The sequence below is a fragment of the Robiginitalea sediminis genome (assembly GCF_002198115.1).
Lineage (GTDB): Bacteria > Bacteroidota > Bacteroidia > Flavobacteriales > Flavobacteriaceae > Robiginitalea > Robiginitalea sediminis.
Genome location: NZ_NGNR01000002.1, coordinates 269,395 through 285,643, shown reverse-complemented (window position 1 = coordinate 285,643; position 16,249 = coordinate 269,395). Strand labels below are relative to the sequence as shown.

Sequence of the window (16,249 nt, the reverse complement as noted above, 5' to 3'; positions counted from 1 at the left end):
AGAAAATCCAAAAAAAAACCAGCCATCAGGCCGGTTTTTCTAAAGACTTCCTAAAACAGTTTAAAACTTCCACCATTTTTTCTGGGTCCGGGAATAGCCGTAGCCGTACTTCCCGCCATACCCAAGGTTGGAACCTTTTACATCGTTTACCACAAAGGAAAGCCCCCGGATTTTACCTTCCTTCTGAAGTTTAAGGGGGTATTCCACCGCCTGCTTTTCGGTGACACCCGCACGGGTCACATAAATCATGTGTTTGGCATAACTGCTGATCAAGAGGGTATCGGTAACCACCATGACCGGGGCGGTATCCACCACCACATAATCATATTTCCCGGAGGCTTCCCGAATCAGGTCCTTCAAGCGTTCGCTCATCAGCAATTCCGCGGGATTCGGGGGTATGCGACCCGAATAGATCACATCGATAGTATTCTTGTGTACCAGCATGGTATTCACGATATCCTGAATGTCCAGTTTATCGTCGTAGAGATACTCGGTAAGCCCGGCATCTTTATTGCGCTGGTAACGGCCAAGCTTGTCTACGTTATTTCCAACAAAGTAGCTGTACAATTTAGGGTTTCGGATGTCTGCCCCAATCAACAGCACCTTTTTGTTTGTACTGGAGAGGATCAGGGAAAGGTTGGTAGACAAAAAGGTTTTCCCTTCACCGGGGGTACTGGAAGTGATCAGCACCACATTATTCAATTCCGCATCCTTGCTGGACTTCATAAGGTAATCCAGGTTGGTCCGGATAATGCGGATGGCTTCGGCCAGGATGGACCGGTCGTCCGATTCTATAAACTTATTTTCGTTTTTACCAAGTCGTGGCAATTCCCCTAATACAGGCACTTCCCTGGAAATCTGTTCCAGGTTGTGCATATTGTGGATTTTGTTGTCCAACAGGTCATTGGCATAAATCACCGAGAACGGAATGACCAGCCCCAGGGCAAGACAAACCACATAGACAAAGCTCCTTTTGGGGGATACCGGAATCTTGGACGTGATATAGGCCGCATCCACAATCTGGGATTTCGGGCCAGTTGAGGCTACGGCTATCTGGGCTTCCTCGGATTTCTGCAAGAGGTACAGATACAGGGATTCGGTCGTTTGCTGTTGTCGGGTGATATCCCTGAGTGCCCTTTCATTACGCGGTGCGGAATAGATCCTCGAATTGATGATCTGCTGCTGTCCGCTTAAGGTATTTACCTGCAGACTGAGACTGTTTACCGTACTCCCCAGACTGGATTGGATGGAGGACTTAAGGGACTCGAGTTGCTGGTCCAGGTTCTGTACAATTGGCGAGCGCTCCGTGGAACTCTGCAGCAACCGCTGACGCTCCTGGACCAAACGGTTGTATTGCTGGGTTGTATTCGCAATAGTTGGGTCGCTGAGGCCGATGTTGGTGGGCAGCACCTCATAACCATCCTGTTGTTCCACGATATCCTGCATGGACGCCGCAATTTCCAACTGTGTCCGGGAATTGGCAAGGGCCTGCTGGTTTGTGGCGCCAATGTTCAGGTTGATGTTGGACTGGGAAGCGATATCGGTCAGCCCACGGGAGGTTCTCAGTTCCTCCTCGGATTCATCCACGTTGGTGAGGTTGGAGGAAATGACAGCGATCCGGTCATTGATGAACTGGGAGGTACGGTCTGCAATTTCCTTCTTATCCTGAATGGCGTTTTCGTTGTAATTCGCGATAAGCGCATTGAGGATATCAACGGCTTTCTCTTTGATGGGATCCTGCAGGGATATGTCTACAATATTGGAATAATCCTCGGCAACAGTAATCGTTATTTTTTCCTGATACAAGGTGGCCATGTCATCCAGGGGAGTGACCACCACTTTGAGCTTACGGTCCTTGTAACGGTCAATTTGCTCGAGGTTGGGCGTAATGAGGATGTCACCTATGGGAGAATCCATCCGTGTTCCGAAGCCAACAACTTTGGCCGGGGAATCCTCGGTTTCATAGAACCGGAAATTGGTACTGGAATCGAATTCCAGGAAAAACTGGTACTCTGCCTTGTTAATAACCGAATCCGGTGAGAGGAAGCTCACATTAATGGGCGGATTCTTGTAAATCTCGCTATCCAGGATATTTCCAAGGACCATTATCTTATAATTCAGCCCCAGCTCCCGCACCACAGAAATGACATTGGAACGGCTGTTAATGACCTCGATTTCATCCTGAACCTTGTTGTTCCCGCCCGTTATGACATCCAGTTCGGAAAACAAATCAAATCCAGAGGCGGCAGATTGGTCTTCAATGATCTTGACCTTTGCCCGGGCCTCGTACTTCGGAACTGTATACCTCAGATAAAGGGTACCCAGGGCAATGAAGAGGATTATGGAGAGCAGGAACCATTTCCAGTGCCTGCTGTATAGACGTAAGGTTTCTCTCAGGTTATCTATTTCTGACATAGCGTATGTAATCCGGTAGGTTTTAGTGACTTCAGGTAAGGGGAAATACCTGGTTATCTTCGTGTAAGCACAATGACCGTAGAGGTAATGAGGATAGAGGCGATAGAAATCGCAATGGTTGCACGGTTATCCAGGCTGGAGGAGGTAATAGCCGACTGGTTGGGCTCCACATAGATAACATCGTTCTGGGTAAGGTAGTATACCGGAGAGTTCAGGACACCTTTTTTGGTCAGGTCTATCCGGGTATACACCTTGGTTCCGTCAAAATCACGAATTACCAGAACATTGTGGCGTTGCCCTTTAATGGTCAGGTCACCGGCAAGGCCAATGGCCTCCATAACCGTCACCCGCTCTCCGTTGATCGGATAGGTGCCAGGCCGGTTAACTTCCCCTAGCACGGTTACCGTAAAGTTTTCAAGTCGCAGGTTTATGATAGGGTCCACCAGGTACTCAGACAGCCGCTCCCGCAGCATGACCCTGGTTTCCTCCGGCGACAACCCGGCAACTTTTACCTTCCCAATAACCGGGAAATCGATCTCTCCGCTAGAGTCTACCAGGTAATTTACCTTTTCGGGACGTACCCCCCCTTCGGTAATCCCCTGATAGAGATTAAAAGGGGCAGAAGACTCCGGGTCGAGGGTGGATACGTGAATGTTGATCAGGTCGTCAACCTTGAATTTTGGGGTGAAATCCTCCTTGTTTACAAGGGTTTCGAAATTCCCGGCATCCTGAAAATAAACAACTTCCTTCTTAGAGGCACAGGAATTCAGCCCCAGAGCCGCAAGGACCAGCCAGAGGCCCCAAGTTTGTTTTAACCCTTTCATTCTTTGGTTTTTGATTCTACGTTAGCGCGTATGTAACTTTCATATATGGTAGCCCGGTCCGGTTTGGCAAGGGATTCTTCCGGGCCCTTCTCGCGTAAGGCCTCCCCTTGCGCCGGGGTATCGAGCTTGCAGAATTCGGAATTGTTGGAAACGTATTCCGGGACGATCTCCTTCATAAGTTTAACCGTGTCGGCATTGAAAAACATATTGGAGATACACAGTTCGTTAATCAGGGAACGAACCCCGGCATAATCCAGCTCCCGCACCTTGCTGATCATGATCTTCTTGTGATAGGTTGGCAGGGTGTTTTCACCATTCGCCAACAACTCTTCATAGAGTTTTTCACCCGGGCGTAAACCGGTAATCTTGATGTCGATATCTTCCGGATACCTCAACCCTGAGAGTTTGATCATGTTCTTGGCCAGGTCGAAAATCCGAACGGATTCGCCCATATCGAAAATGAAAATCTCCCCTCCCTTACCCATGGCGGCGGCTTCGAGTACCAGCTGGGAGGCCTCCGGGATGGTCATAAAATAACGGGTAATATCTTTATGGGTAACCGTGAGCGGGCCACCGCTTTCGATCTGGCGGCGGAATAGCGGGATAACGGAGCCGTTGGATCCCAAAACGTTCCCAAAGCGGGTGGTTATGAATTTGGTTTTGTGCTCCTGCTGCATGCAGCTGATATACATCTCCGCAATCCGCTTGGTGGCCCCCATCACATTGGTGGGGTTTACCGCCTTATCGGTAGAGACAAATACGAATTTGTCCACCTTGTGCAACAGGGATAAATCCGCCAGAACCTTGGTGCCCGCCACATTGATCTTGATGGCTTCGTAGGAGTTGTACTCCATAAGCGGTACGTGCTTATAGGCCGCCGCATGGAAGACAATAGTGGGCTGGTGCTCCTGAAAGAAACTGTTCATCCGGTTCTTGTCGCGGATATCCGCCACTATGGGCACAAAGTTGTGGAAGCCTTTCTGCTTAAGCTCCTGCTGGAGGTCATACAGGGGGGATTCTGCCTGGTCAATAATGATAAGGGCTTTGTAGTCGTAGTTGGCGATCTGCCGGACTATCTCGCTCCCGATAGATCCGGCCCCACCGGTCACCATAATGACCTGGTCCTTCAATTCGGAACTAACGCGGGATTTGCGGATGCTGATAGGCGTTCGGTTCAACAGGTCTTCAATCTGAACCTGCTTGATCTGTGAAAGCTTGAGTTCTCCGTTGATCCAATCCTCTACGGGAGGCACAATTTTGACCTGCACCTGGAAGTCCACAAGACTTTCGACGATTTCACGAAGCTTGTGCTGTTCGATATTGTTAATAGAAACGATGATCTCATCGATACTGAAACGGTCTATGAACTCCTTGGAGAGTTCTCTGGCCGCGTATACCCGAATGCCGTTGATATTCTTCCCGGACTTCTTGCTGTCGTCGTCGATATACCCGATAACCCGGGCATCGCTTGCCGAGTGGCTGCTCAGGGTATTGTAAGTGAGGATACCGGCTTCCCCGGCTCCGTAGATCAACACGTTTTTATACACATTGAATTTCCGCACCAGGCTGTGATACAGCGATTTGAACACATACCGGGAGGCGGTTAATGCAATAAACGCAATAAGGCTGTGGATAATGATAATGGACAGCGGGATGGTAAAATCGCTGAGGATCCCCAACTGCCGGTTCAGAATCACGAAGAAAATCGTGAAGATACTGGAAACGCAAATGGCATTGAAGATGTTATAAACGTCCCGGACCCCGGTGTGCCTCACAACCCCCTTATAGGAACCGGTAACGAGGAACGACAAGGTGCCGATTAGGGCCACGACAGGCAACTGGTAGAGCAACCGGTCCGTGTCGAAATTCAGGGTCAGGTTAAACCGGATGAGGTACGAGAGTACGAAGGAAACGCTTATTATAAACACGTCAATACCCAATACCACCCATTTGGAGGCATAGCGGTGTGCGTTGTTTACAATGTAGTTTTTAATCATGGGGTGTGTGCTTTGCAAATGAGGTCGATGGTACGATTCAGGTCTGATTCAGATAGGTTTGAGCCGCTGGGAAGGCACAGGCCACGGTCGAATAAATCTTCCGAGGTGCCATCCGTAAAGTGTTCCGCCTGTTCAAAAACCGGTTGTAGGTGCATCGGTTTCCAGAGCGGACGCGACTCGATATTATGGGCTTCCAGGGCCAGGCGGATGCGCTCCCGCTGTTCGAACGATCCGGTAAGGATACAGGTAAGCCAGCGGTTAGACATACTGCCTTCCGGCTCCTGCAGAAAGCTGATATCCTCCAGCCCCTGAAGGCGCTGGCGGTAGGTCTCATAGTTTGCCCGGCGGGCTTCCACCCGCTGGTCCAGCACCTCCATCTGACCCCGGCCAATACCGGCCAGGACGTTGCTGAGGCGATAATTATACCCGATTTCGGAGTGCTGGTAATGGGGGGCGTTATCCCGGGCCTGGGTAGACAGAAAGACCGCTTTTTCCTTCAGGGCAGCACTGTGGGTGACCAGGGCACCGCCGCCGGAGGTGGTAATTATCTTATTGCCGTTGAATGAAAGGATAGAGAGGGTACCCAGGGTACCGCATTTCTGTCCGTGATAGGTACTGCCCAATGCCTCCGCGCTATCTTCGAGCACCGGAATGTCGTACTGGTGGGAAATTCGCCTCAGGGCGTCGGCCTTGTAAGGCATGCCGTAGAGGTGTACCGCCACGATGGCCTTTGGTTTGATCCCTTTAGCCAGGTAGCCCCGTATGGCCTCTTCCAGAAGGTCCGGGGAGATATTCCAGCTATCCTTTTCACTATCTATGAAAACAGGGGTTGCCCCGAGGTAGGCAATAGGGTTGGCGGAAGCTGAAAACGTAAAGCTCTGGCATAACACGATATCTCCGCGGCCCACACCGAGTAACTTCAACCCCAAATGGAGGGCTGCGGTACCCGAACTCAGGGCGGCTACTTCTACTCCATCTGAAAGGTAAAGCTGAAGGTCCTTTTCAAACCCGGTCACATTGGGTCCGAGGGGGGCAATCCAGTTGGTGTCGAATGCCTGCTGGACATACTTCTGTTCGCTTCCTCCCATATGAGGGGAAGACAGCCAGATCTTGCTATCCGCTGCGACAGGATGGGTCATTGAGGTTAAATCGATTGGGCCCTTCAAAGATATCCCTAAATTTGGTTCAGAGGCTCGAATCATGGTTAGGTTATCAACAGGAAATCAACACTTTTGAACACTTTTTGCGCCCAGGGCGGAATTCCCGGTTCTGAGCCGTAAAAATAGGTTAAGAGGTGGCACTTCGCAGTATCCGAACCCCCTATTTCGTTCAAGGGGCTTTAATCTCCGTCCAATTGTCATAAGGGGTGTCGTTTATCCTCCCTTATGCCGTTAAAGTGTCGTACCTGCTTACCTTTATCGATAAAATGCACGCTTGGCCGAAAGATGGCCCGCAGCATCGATTTATTCGCACCATCCTCATACAATATATGTACTTTTGAGGCGTATTATTAGGGAATATTGCCTATTCATATGAAGATCTTAATTACCGGGGCTGCCGGTTTTATCGGATATCACCTGACGGAAAAACTCCTCAAAAAGGGGCATCAGGTTGTGGGCATCGATTCCATTAATGACTACTACGACACCGGTCTCAAGTTTGCGCGGCTGGAAAACCTGGGGATTGACCCTTCCTGCGCCGAAATCTTCGGAAAAACTTGCTCGGGCAATACCTATGGGGAGGATTTCCGCTTTCAGCGGCTGCTGTTGGAGGACCGTGAAGGCCTCCCCGCCCTTTTTAAGGAACATGGATTCGATGTGGTTTGCAATATGGCGGCCCAGGCAGGGGTACGGTACAGCCTGGAGAACCCTATGGCCTACGTAGACAGTAACCTAATAGGATTCGTAAATCTGTTGGAGTGTTGCCGGCATTACGGGGTGAAACACCTGGTTTATGCCAGCAGCTCCAGTGTTTATGGGCAAAATGAAAAAATCCCTTTCGAGACATCGGACCGGGTAGATCACCCTATCAGCCTCTATGCAGCAACCAAGAAGAGTAATGAACTGATGGCCCATACCTATAGCCACCTGTACGGGCTACCCACCACAGGCCTGCGCTTTTTTACGGTTTACGGTCCCTGGGGCAGGCCCGATATGGCACTGTTCCTTTTCACAGATGCCATCCTGAAGGAAAAACCTATCAAGGTCTTCAACAACGGGGACCTGGAACGGGATTTCACCTACATAGATGACATCGTGGAGGGGGTGGTGCGCATCGCAGAGGATGACCTCGCCGACAGGGCTTCGGCCGAAGACCGCTACAAGCTCTACAATATCGGGAATGGGAAATCCGTAAACCTGATGGATTTTATTTCGGAAATCGAAAAACACACCGGTAAAAAGGCCCTCAAGGAAATGATGCCTATGCAACCAGGAGATGTCAACCGAACCTGGGCCAGTACCAGCGCCCTTCAACGGGATTACGACTACCGCCCGAATACTTCCATTTCAGATGGAATTGCTGCGTTTGTAGCCTGGTACAGGGAATATTACCAAACCTGATTCATTCGCAGTCAAAGCTAAAAATCAAAAACAATTTAAGGAAACCATTAAATGGCTGATAAAAAACTGAAAGTAGTATACTGTATGGGCTCCGGAAGATCTGGTTCCACCCTTTTCGGCATCCTCCTTTCCAAGAATTCCGAAGCGTTTTCCGGGGGGGAATTAACGGGCCTTACCGACCTGATTACCGGACGTGATACCTGTGCCTGCGAAAAGGATCTCCAGACCTGTGAATTCTGGTCGGCTGTTTGGACCGAATTGCGAAAAACATGGAGCGAAGCGGAAATTTTCGATCGGGCCCGCCATGCTGGCAGCCTGGAAAAAACCAAATCGCTGAAGGCCTGGAGGCGTGTTAAGAGCACCCGCAAGGAAGCTATTGCAGAGCGCAATAAGTACTATGAATTTATGGAAGTCTTTTACGGAGCCCTTCAGAAGGTCAGCGGAAAAGACACCATTATAGACATTTCAAAAAACCCGCTCCGGGCTTATTTGCTGTCCCAAAGCAATTTCATTGACTTGCGGATCATTCATCTCACCCGAGACCCCAGAGGGGTGGCTTGGTCTCTGAACAAGACGAAGAACCAGGCCAAACACTACCCCGTTTGGAGGACCGCCCTTTTCTGGACGGTCATAAACCGCCAATCGGATATGGTCCGAAAAAACAACAAACATTCTGTTTGGCTGCGATACGAAGACTTGCTAAAAGCGCCCGATGCCTTCCTAGAAAAAGTCCGGGACGTAGCCGAAATAGACATTACAAAAATTGCCATGGCCCTTAAAAAAGAAATCCCCAACGAGGAGTTGCACATGGTGGCAGGGAACAAGCTTAGGAAGGAGTCCCGAATTCGCCTTAAATTGGATACCCAGTGGATTGAAAACATGCCGGCATCCAAAAAGCTGACCGTCAAACTCCTGGCCTATCCCTGGCTTCGGAAATACGGCTATAAATAAACGACAGTATAAAGCTGCCTTCCCATGAAAAAACTGAGAATCGCATTTATTGTTATAGTTGCCATCCTCCTGTACAGCATAGGACTTTCGGCCCTGGTTCGGAACGTCTATTTCGGCGAAAAAGGTAAATGGGGCATTATGGGCCAGTCTGTCCGCTTTATGGCCGAATTGCCTTCTAATGTAAAGAAAGCCCTGGGAAAGCCGGAATTCTACGTGGCCAATGCTACCAGTTCCGATGGCCTGGAAACCTTTAAGGCTCCGGGAGAGTTCAGCTACCCAAAACTGCTGGTTTCCTACAAAACCGCTCCATTCGGCCAGCAATTCGAATTGATGGAGGTACCCTCCGGCAAGACCCTCAAGACCTGGACCCCGGATAACGCCATGCTATACGATGCAGGCCAGAACGAAAAGGATCCACGTAGGCCGCCGGCGGGAAGCGACTTGTATTTTATGCATGCCCTTATGCTTGCGGACAGTTCCCTGGTATTTAACTCCCAGCTGACCAGCCTTCTGGCCAGGATCGATAAGGACAGCAAGGTGGTTTGGGTAAAGAATGACCGCAACTACCATCATACCAGTGAAGCCGATGCCGAAGGAAATATCTGGGTCTGCAGCAGGCCGCACCTGGCCAATGCTTACGATTTCATTCCCCCCTCCTCCCAGGCCGAGAAATCCTTGATGGATGATTCTATCACCAAGATAGACCCGCAGACCGGGGACATCCTTTTCGACAAACCTGTAATTCAGATCCTGGTTGAAAACGGATACGGGGACCTGGTTATTCAGAAGGGCCAGCTCATCAGCGACCCTATCCACCTGAATGATATCCAGCCCGCTCTTACGGATTCCCCGTACTGGCAAAAAGGCGACCTTCTGGTCTCTTGCAGGAACATCAATACGGTCTTCCTCTACCGGCCCGGAACCGATGCCATTGTATGGCTCAAACAAGGCCCCTGGATGAACCAGCACGACGCCGATTTTGTAGACAGCACACGGGTAAGCATCTTTGGGAACGATATTATCCGGGAAGAAAGTGCCCTGGACCCGAAGGTGGTCCGCAAAGGTTTGTTTTTCCCCCCGAAGAAGGAACATAACAGTGTTTACGTATATGATTTTGCCACCGGGGACGTTACTACACCATATGAAACCCCCTTGCGGGAAGAAAATATCAGTACCATTACATCCGGCAGGAGTGAAATCCTGGCAAATGGTGATATCTTTATAGAAGACACCAATAACGGTCGTATTATTTTTGCAGACTCCACTTCCAAGAAAATGGAGTTTACCAAGCGCATAGACCCGGAACATATCTCCAGCTTGTTTTGGAGCAGGTTAATTAAAAAATAAAAATACTCGACTTATGTTTTTGTATCTAGGACCCGGCCTCGGAGGAGGCATCATCGCTGTTATCAGTGGTATTTTCCTGACCATATTTGCATTTCTTGTGGCCATCTTCTGGCTGCCTATAAAGCGGTTTTTCGGATTTCTGAAGAGCAAATTCAGTAAATCCTGAACCTCATGCTGGGCTATGCCATCATTTTTGTGGCGACCCTCCTGTGTTGCCTGATCTTCGAAAAAATTAAGCTCACGGGGTTGGTCAGCCGCTTGTTGGGGTCCTACAAATCCCAACTGGAGGCCATGAAGAACCGGGAAATGACCGATGAGGAAAAACAACAGGCCCTGATGAGCCAGGTGGGCACCCAATTCGGGTTACTGCTTCGCCTTATCGGTGCGATTGTCCTTTTTGTTTCCCCGTTTATCTTATACGTCCTCCTGGATCCGTATACGGATTACCTGGATTCGGGACTGCTGTATGAGCCCCTGGGTATAGGGATTACCTTTCTGGCTGCAGCGGTTTACATTCTTTTTAAAAAAAACTATGGCAGGGTATTCGGCAAGTGAAAAGGCGCTACACCGCTTCTATCTGAATAACTACTTCCTGGCGCGCGCCTCCATGGAAATGGACCAAATGCTCCATGGACAAAAAGCCGCCAAAACCCCTGTTACCCAATATGTCTTTGTTTCGGGTCTGGCCCGGGCCGGGACAACTGCCCTGATGCGCGGCCTTTTCGAAACCGGAAATTTCGCCTCCTTGCAGTATTCCAACATGCCCATTGTGCTGGCGCCAAACCTATGGAATAAGAAACTGAAACTGGAAACCCAGGAACGGGCGCACGGAGACGGGATTATGGTAGACGGCAATTCTCCGGAAGAATTCGATGAATTCTTTTGGAAAGCCTTTTTGAAAGACAGCTATATCGGGGATGGGCTACTGCCTCATGAAGTGCCTGCCGAGGTGCTTGAAAAATATAAGGTGTACGTCAACCTGGTTTGCCACTCCAAGGGTAAACAGCGCTACATTTCTAAAAACAACAACAACATCCTGAGGCTGGACGCGCTCAGGCAATTGGAGAACAGCCATATCATTATGCTCTTCAGGGACCCGGTTACCCATGCCAATTCCCTGATGAAACTCCATAAAAGTTTCAGTGCGGATCAGGAGTCCGACCCCTTCATGCTCGATTACTTCAATTACCTCGGGCACCACGAATTCGGCAAAGGGCACAAGCCGTTTATACTCCTCGAGGATTTCCAGTCCAGAAGGTCTGAATTCAGTACGGATTCTCTCGATTATTGGATATACAACTGGATCAATTACTACGAATACCTTCTTGGCCAGGACCTCACCGGTATCCATCTGGTGGCTTTCGAGGATCTCATCCGCAATCCGGAGGCCGTTTACTCTTCCCTCCAGAAAATTCTGGATTTTACCCCTGCGGTTTCCGTGGGCGATAAACACAAGCCCACCTCCTACCCGGAGCTGTCATGTGACCCAGTCCTGAGGAAACGTGCTTTAGGGGTCTACGAAAAGCTGAGAAACCTCAGTCTGGGGCATTAGGCCTTCAGCCAACTTACTTTCCTTAAGCGATCTAACGAATTTTCCCGCAGTTTCCTGTAGGATTACAGGCGTTTGTGCAGTTCATCGATTTTTTTGCCAAAAAACCGTTAAAAAGCACCTTCTTTATCGTCCAAATGCACAGTTTCATCCGTAAAAGGTAAAAATCGAAAGAACGCTGCTATCGTTTGTAGGAAATTAACAACGGGTGTTAATAAGTAAATCAGACCCCGGATGCATTTCATCGAAAAAAATGCAATTTTCACCGGCGATTGCGGTTAAGAAAAAAAGAAGACAAACATCCTGCCGTAAACCCCCACATCAACCCATGAGATTTCACCCCACCCGAATCTACTGGAGCCGAATCTTTTTGTGCTTTTTGTTACCCTGCCTACTGATTTTATCCTGTACCAAGGACTCAGACATCCTGAGTGACGCCACCTTCAACGCCACGGAAAAACCCGTAAACAAGGGCGATTCCCAAACTGATTCCGCTTCGGATGAAACTACCGAAGATTCCACCGAAGAAGAAACGCCTTCCGACACTGCCGAGGAAACCCCGGCAGACGACCCTGCAGATTCTCCTGCAGACGAAACTGACGGCGGCATAGAAGAAGGCTTTGCACCGCGCTCCACGGCCTTCCCCCCAACCGATGATGTGTACCTGCAAAGCGGAAAGGCTTTTAATGAGCCCCTGATCCGGCTCGAGGAGGGGAACCGCACCAGCTACCTGATGTTCGACCTTTCTCCCATTGCCGAGATTGGTGGCTATATTACCGATGTCAACTTCCAGTTTACAGTAACAACAGACGGGGGCGATGGGGAAATCGCCGTTTACAGAGGGGTAGACACTAATTGGGACGAAGCCAGCATTGCCTCCAACACGGCTCCTGAGAATGACATACGTCTGGGGGCCATCAACGACAACTATGTGGCTGGAAGCACGCAGGAAATTGTATTGAGCGCCTCCGACATAACCCCGGAAAAAACCACGCTCATCCTCTACCACGCCAATGGAAATGACCTGGCCCTGGCTTCCAAGGAACACCCTTCCAAAGCCTGGCCCAAGCTCATCGTTACATATAACGCCCCGGAAGATGCCCCCGCCATAGAGGTGGAGGACCCGCAACCTGCAGATACCGGCAGTGGCTCCACAGGAGATACCACCGGGGGCGATTCAGGCACCACGGAGAACGCTGCTCCTCAGGCCGTTGCAGCTGCCACCCCCCTTTCGGGCCAGGCCCCGCTGCAGGTGGCCTTTGAGGGTAAAGACTCCTCAGACGACAATGCCATCCAGTCTTACCGGTGGGATTTCAAGGACGGAAGTTCATCCAACTCCATTAACCCCACCCACACCTTTACCGCAGCCGGCACCTACAATGTGGTCCTTACGGTTACCGATGCCCAGGGCCTGACGGACACCGCTTCTGTTACCATTACCGTGGAGGCCGCCCCGAACGAAGCCCCGGTGGCCAATGCCCAGGCTTCAGTTACTTCCGGGGAAGCCCCCCTCACCGTGCAGTTCAGCTCAGGAAATTCCACAGATGATAAAGAAATTGTGAGCTACTTCTGGGATTTTGGCACCAATGACCCATCCTCCGCCAAAAACCCGAGCCGCACCTTCACCGAACCCGGGGAATATGTCGTGACCCTTACGGTTACAGATGCCGAGGGTCTTAAGGATTCGGACAGTGTTACCATTACGGTAAACGAGGCCCAGAGTGCCGCCCAGAACCAGGCTCCTACCGCCAAGGCGCTTGCCTCGGTATTAAGCGGGCAGGCACCCCTTGAGGTGGCCTTTAATGCCAATAATTCCACAGACGACAACGGTATTGTATCCTATTACTGGGATTTCAGTACCAACGATCCGTCTTCTGCCAAGAACCCGGTACGCACCTTCGCCACCCCGGGCGAGTACCTAGTAACCCTAACCGTTACCGATGCGGAAGGTCTAACCGACTCCGATACCCTGACCATTACCGTAACCGGATCCAGCAGCGGAGGGGACACTGGCGGGAGCACCGGTGGGTCCACAGGTGGGGGCAGCTCTGATATTCCTCCCGGAGCGGTCCTGGCTTCCAGTTTTGGCTGGAACGCCACCGACGCGACCCAGGCTTTTGAAAATGCCCTGAATTCAAGCCACGCCACTATTGTTATCGACAAACAGGCAGGCGATTGGATCATTCGTCCTACCCGTATTGGGCGTATCAGTAACAAAACGATCATCTTCGAACCCGGAGTGGTCCTGCGGGCCAAGCCCGGGGCCTACCCTACCAATAACAGCCGCATGCTCGATTTCTTCGAGTGCAACAACATCACTATAGAAGGATACGGGGCTACCATGCGGATGAACAAAAACGAGTACACCTCAGGGGAAGGTCGTCACGCCCTGGTCATTGAGGGCAGCAACAACGTCACCATCCGGGGCCTGACCATCCGCGATAGCGGTGGGGACGGAATCTATATCGGGTCAGGAGTTCAGGGATATTCCCGTAATATCACCGTGGAGGATGTCCTTTCCACCAATAACCGGCGCCAGGGGATGTCCATAATCAGTGCCCAGGATGTCTATGTCCGGAATTCCACCTTCGAGAATTCCAATGGTACTTTGCCGGAAACAGGAGTAGATCTCGAGCCCAATGAACCATCGGAGCGCCTGGTGAACATCAACTTTTCGAATTGCAAGTTTTCCGGAAACGATAACTCGGGCTTCCTGGTATCGGTCCAAAAGATGAATGCCTCCTCTCTGCCTCTGAGTGTCACGGTACGGGACTCCGAATTCAGCATGAACGCGAGGAGTTCAGACAACCCGTCCATCCGGGCAGAGATCCGGCTGGTCCACGGAGACCAGGCCAACCCGGTTAAGGGAAATATCACCTTCGATCGTATTGCCTTCCGCGGAAGCCATACACGGCTTATCTACAGCAAGAAGTCCGGGGATGCGTTCTCGGTGACCTTCCGCGACTGCGTGGCTACCAATGTGTTGCAGCGCAATGATTTACCGGCAATTGACCTGCAAACCTCCCCGTCCGTTATGAACAGTATCGGGGGTTGGACTTTCCAGAATTTTTACCTGCAGTACAATGCCAACCAGCCATTCCTCCGGTTCGGAGGCCCGGATTACATGGTCATTAAAAACATCAATGGGACCTTCACCATCGATGAACCCTATAACAACCCGATCAGATTCCAATACGGGATAAGTCTGGACAACGCCATTAATACCAATATCAACTACAACCACGTCAACTAGGAGGGGGCTTAATCCTCCTGGTTGCGGGTTACGATCCTGAGGCCAACCTCCTGGTTGAGCTCAGGATCGTAGTTAATATAACGGATAGCGGGGTTTTGGGATCCGCGTAGGGTAATTACCCCGTTCACGTTCCGGAGGGCTTTCAAAGAGCCCATGCGGGAACCCCGGACGACCAACGGATCATTGGGTAGGTTGTCATCCACATAAAAGGACGAAAACAAAAACCCTCCCGCCGTGCATTCCTGCCGGTAATCCGGAACCTCCAGATAAACCAGTGGCTTTTCGGGTTTCAAGCGGGTTTTGCGCACTAAAAAGTTCCGAAATTCCACCTGGTAGGCGTCCCCGTCCTTCCGTGCATAAACAGCCATATTGCTGTTGTTTTCAACCACGCAGTCCTCAAAGACCACCTTCCCCTTTACCCCATTTACAGGGCTGGACAACAAGGTGATTTCTGCCGGTACCCGGGGGTTGTCCGGATGGAAATTATTGGAGAGGACACAACCGCTGAACCTGATATCCACTGGTCTCGATGTGGTGTTTAACTCATGAAGTGCCAGCTTGACCCCGGAATTGAAGTTGTTTTCAAAGCGGCAATTCTCAAAATAAATCCCATCGAGAACATCCTCAGGCTTATTGGGTTCCAAATCTGCCCCTGCTCCGGGCATGGTTCCCTTGGTCTCCGAAAAAATGCAATTACGGATGTAAACGGACTTTCCGGAAATAATGGAAATCCCCTGTCTGCGGTTATTGATCGAGGTGCAGTTGGCAATGACCACATCCTCGGAATACGGAACCCGGGTATTTCCCGAAATTTCTATCCCATCCCCCCCACTGTCGGACAGGGCAAAGCCGTCTGCCCGGAACCCGCTACACCCCCGGATCAGGAATATATGCCGCCATTCTCCTTTGGTATATTCCTCTTTTAGCATGCGTATAGGGGTTGCAGAACCCAGAAGGGTGATATTTCGACAGTTGAAAAATCCGAAAAAAGCCTGGGTGGGGCGGGGAAATGCGCCGGAAATAGCTTCGATTTCAACTCCTGGTTCGAAGACAACCGTTTTGTTTCGAGCCCCCTCAAAACGCATAGGTCCTAACTGCCAGACCTGGCCCAAATCTGAAACTACAAGGGTATCAGCGTCCGATGCCATGGCCAGCACGAATGCCTTGGAAAGGTCCTGGTGAAACTCATGAACATACCGGACCTGTGCCTTCACGGTTACTGCACTGCAGAGAAGCGCAAAAACCACAGGGGTAAGCAGAAACAGAATCCGCCTCTGCTTTCGGATTGCAGGTTTTACTGACATAAAACTTTATTATTTGAGTTGAAATTACACTTTTATAAAGCAATGGGG

11 protein-coding genes are annotated in these 16,249 nt (G+C 50.6%); 6 read left to right on the top strand and 5 right to left on the bottom strand.

The annotated features are described in order from the left end of the window. Positions 1-60: 60 nt before the first annotated feature. The 4 genes from CA832_RS07540 to CA832_RS07525 are packed head-to-tail and all read right to left on the bottom strand — an operon-like array spanning position 61 to position 6,375. Positions 61-2,415 carry a GumC family protein gene (locus tag CA832_RS07540; RefSeq protein WP_088340976.1) on the bottom strand — a complete coding sequence of 785 codons (2,355 nt, stop codon included), beginning with the start codon at positions 2,413-2,415 and terminating at the stop codon, positions 61-63. 53 nt (positions 2,416-2,468) lie between these two features. Continuing rightward, positions 2,469-3,239 carry a polysaccharide biosynthesis/export family protein gene (locus tag CA832_RS07535; RefSeq protein ID WP_088340975.1) on the bottom strand — a complete coding sequence of 257 codons (771 nt, stop codon included), beginning with the start codon at positions 3,237-3,239 and terminating at the stop codon, positions 2,469-2,471. Next, entirely contained in the window at positions 3,236-5,236 is a 2,001-nt protein-coding gene (locus CA832_RS07530; RefSeq protein WP_088340974.1) for a polysaccharide biosynthesis protein, read from the bottom strand. The genes CA832_RS07535 and CA832_RS07530 overlap by 4 nt, the downstream gene beginning before the upstream one ends. Next, positions 5,233-6,375, bottom strand: a complete 1,143-nt coding sequence (locus CA832_RS07525) for a DegT/DnrJ/EryC1/StrS family aminotransferase (RefSeq protein ID WP_143542348.1) — start codon at positions 6,373-6,375, stop codon at positions 5,233-5,235. The genes CA832_RS07530 and CA832_RS07525 overlap by 4 nt, the downstream gene beginning before the upstream one ends. A gap of 393 nt (positions 6,376-6,768) precedes the next feature. Here CA832_RS07525 and CA832_RS07520 point away from each other — a divergent pair, with 393 nt between their 5' ends. The 6 genes from CA832_RS07520 (at position 6,769) to CA832_RS07495 (ending at position 14,897) form a co-directional block, all read left to right on the top strand. After that, a complete protein-coding gene (locus CA832_RS07520) occupies positions 6,769-7,797 on the top strand; it encodes an NAD-dependent epimerase (RefSeq protein ID WP_088340973.1) in 1,029 nt (342 codons plus the stop codon). 51 nt (positions 7,798-7,848) lie between these two features. Continuing rightward, positions 7,849-8,748 (top strand): sulfotransferase, encoded by a 900-nt coding sequence (locus tag CA832_RS07515; RefSeq protein WP_088340972.1) that lies wholly within the window; start codon positions 7,849-7,851, stop codon positions 8,746-8,748. A 24-nt stretch (positions 8,749-8,772) separates the two neighbouring features. Then, entirely contained in the window at positions 8,773-10,095 is a 1,323-nt protein-coding gene (locus tag CA832_RS07510) for an arylsulfotransferase family protein (RefSeq protein ID WP_088340971.1), read from the top strand. 171 nt (positions 10,096-10,266) lie between these two features. Continuing rightward, complete coding sequence (locus CA832_RS07505; RefSeq protein ID WP_088340970.1) at positions 10,267-10,650, top strand: hypothetical protein; 384 nt, start codon at positions 10,267-10,269, stop codon at positions 10,648-10,650. Then, a complete protein-coding gene (locus CA832_RS07500; RefSeq protein ID WP_088340969.1) occupies positions 10,628-11,647 on the top strand; it encodes a sulfotransferase in 1,020 nt (339 codons plus the stop codon). Before CA832_RS07505 ends, CA832_RS07500 begins: the two co-directional genes overlap by 23 nt. Positions 11,648-11,972: 325 nt before the next feature. Next, the gene (locus CA832_RS07495; protein ID WP_158211901.1) at positions 11,973-14,897 is read left to right on the top strand and encodes a PKD domain-containing protein; all 2,925 of its coding nucleotides are present in this window, start codon (positions 11,973-11,975) and stop codon (positions 14,895-14,897) included. 8 nt (positions 14,898-14,905) lie between these two features. Here CA832_RS07495 and CA832_RS07490 read toward each other — a convergent pair whose 3' ends face one another. Then, positions 14,906-16,201, bottom strand: a complete 1,296-nt coding sequence (locus tag CA832_RS07490; protein WP_088340967.1) for a right-handed parallel beta-helix repeat-containing protein — start codon at positions 16,199-16,201, stop codon at positions 14,906-14,908. Positions 16,202-16,249: the final 48 nt, after the last annotated feature.

What these genes read in the sequence shown, in the direction of transcription:
- CA832_RS07505 (WP_088340970.1), top strand. Translation starts at nt 10,267, where the DNA reads ATGCTGGGCTATGCCATCATTTTTGTGGCGACCCTCCTGTGTTGCCTG.
- CA832_RS07515 (WP_088340972.1), top strand. Translation starts at nt 7,849, where the DNA reads ATGGCTGATAAAAAACTGAAAGTAGTATACTGTATGGGCTCCGGAAGA.
- CA832_RS07520 (WP_088340973.1), top strand. Translation starts at nt 6,769, where the DNA reads ATGAAGATCTTAATTACCGGGGCTGCCGGTTTTATCGGATATCACCTG.
- CA832_RS07490 (WP_088340967.1), bottom strand. Translation starts at nt 16,201, where the DNA reads ATGTCAGTAAAACCTGCAATCCGAAAGCAGAGGCGGATTCTGTTTCTG.
- CA832_RS07535 (WP_088340975.1), bottom strand. Translation starts at nt 3,239, where the DNA reads ATGAAAGGGTTAAAACAAACTTGGGGCCTCTGGCTGGTCCTTGCGGCT.
- CA832_RS07530 (WP_088340974.1), bottom strand. Translation starts at nt 5,236, where the DNA reads ATGATTAAAAACTACATTGTAAACAACGCACACCGCTATGCCTCCAAA.
- CA832_RS07525 (WP_143542348.1), bottom strand. Translation starts at nt 6,375, where the DNA reads ATGACCCATCCTGTCGCAGCGGATAGCAAGATCTGGCTGTCTTCCCCT.
- CA832_RS07540 (WP_088340976.1), bottom strand. Translation starts at nt 2,415, where the DNA reads ATGTCAGAAATAGATAACCTGAGAGAAACCTTACGTCTATACAGCAGG.
- CA832_RS07500 (WP_088340969.1), top strand. Translation starts at nt 10,628, where the DNA reads ATGGCAGGGTATTCGGCAAGTGAAAAGGCGCTACACCGCTTCTATCTG.
- CA832_RS07495 (WP_158211901.1), top strand. Translation starts at nt 11,973, where the DNA reads ATGAGATTTCACCCCACCCGAATCTACTGGAGCCGAATCTTTTTGTGC.
- CA832_RS07510 (WP_088340971.1), top strand. Translation starts at nt 8,773, where the DNA reads ATGAAAAAACTGAGAATCGCATTTATTGTTATAGTTGCCATCCTCCTG.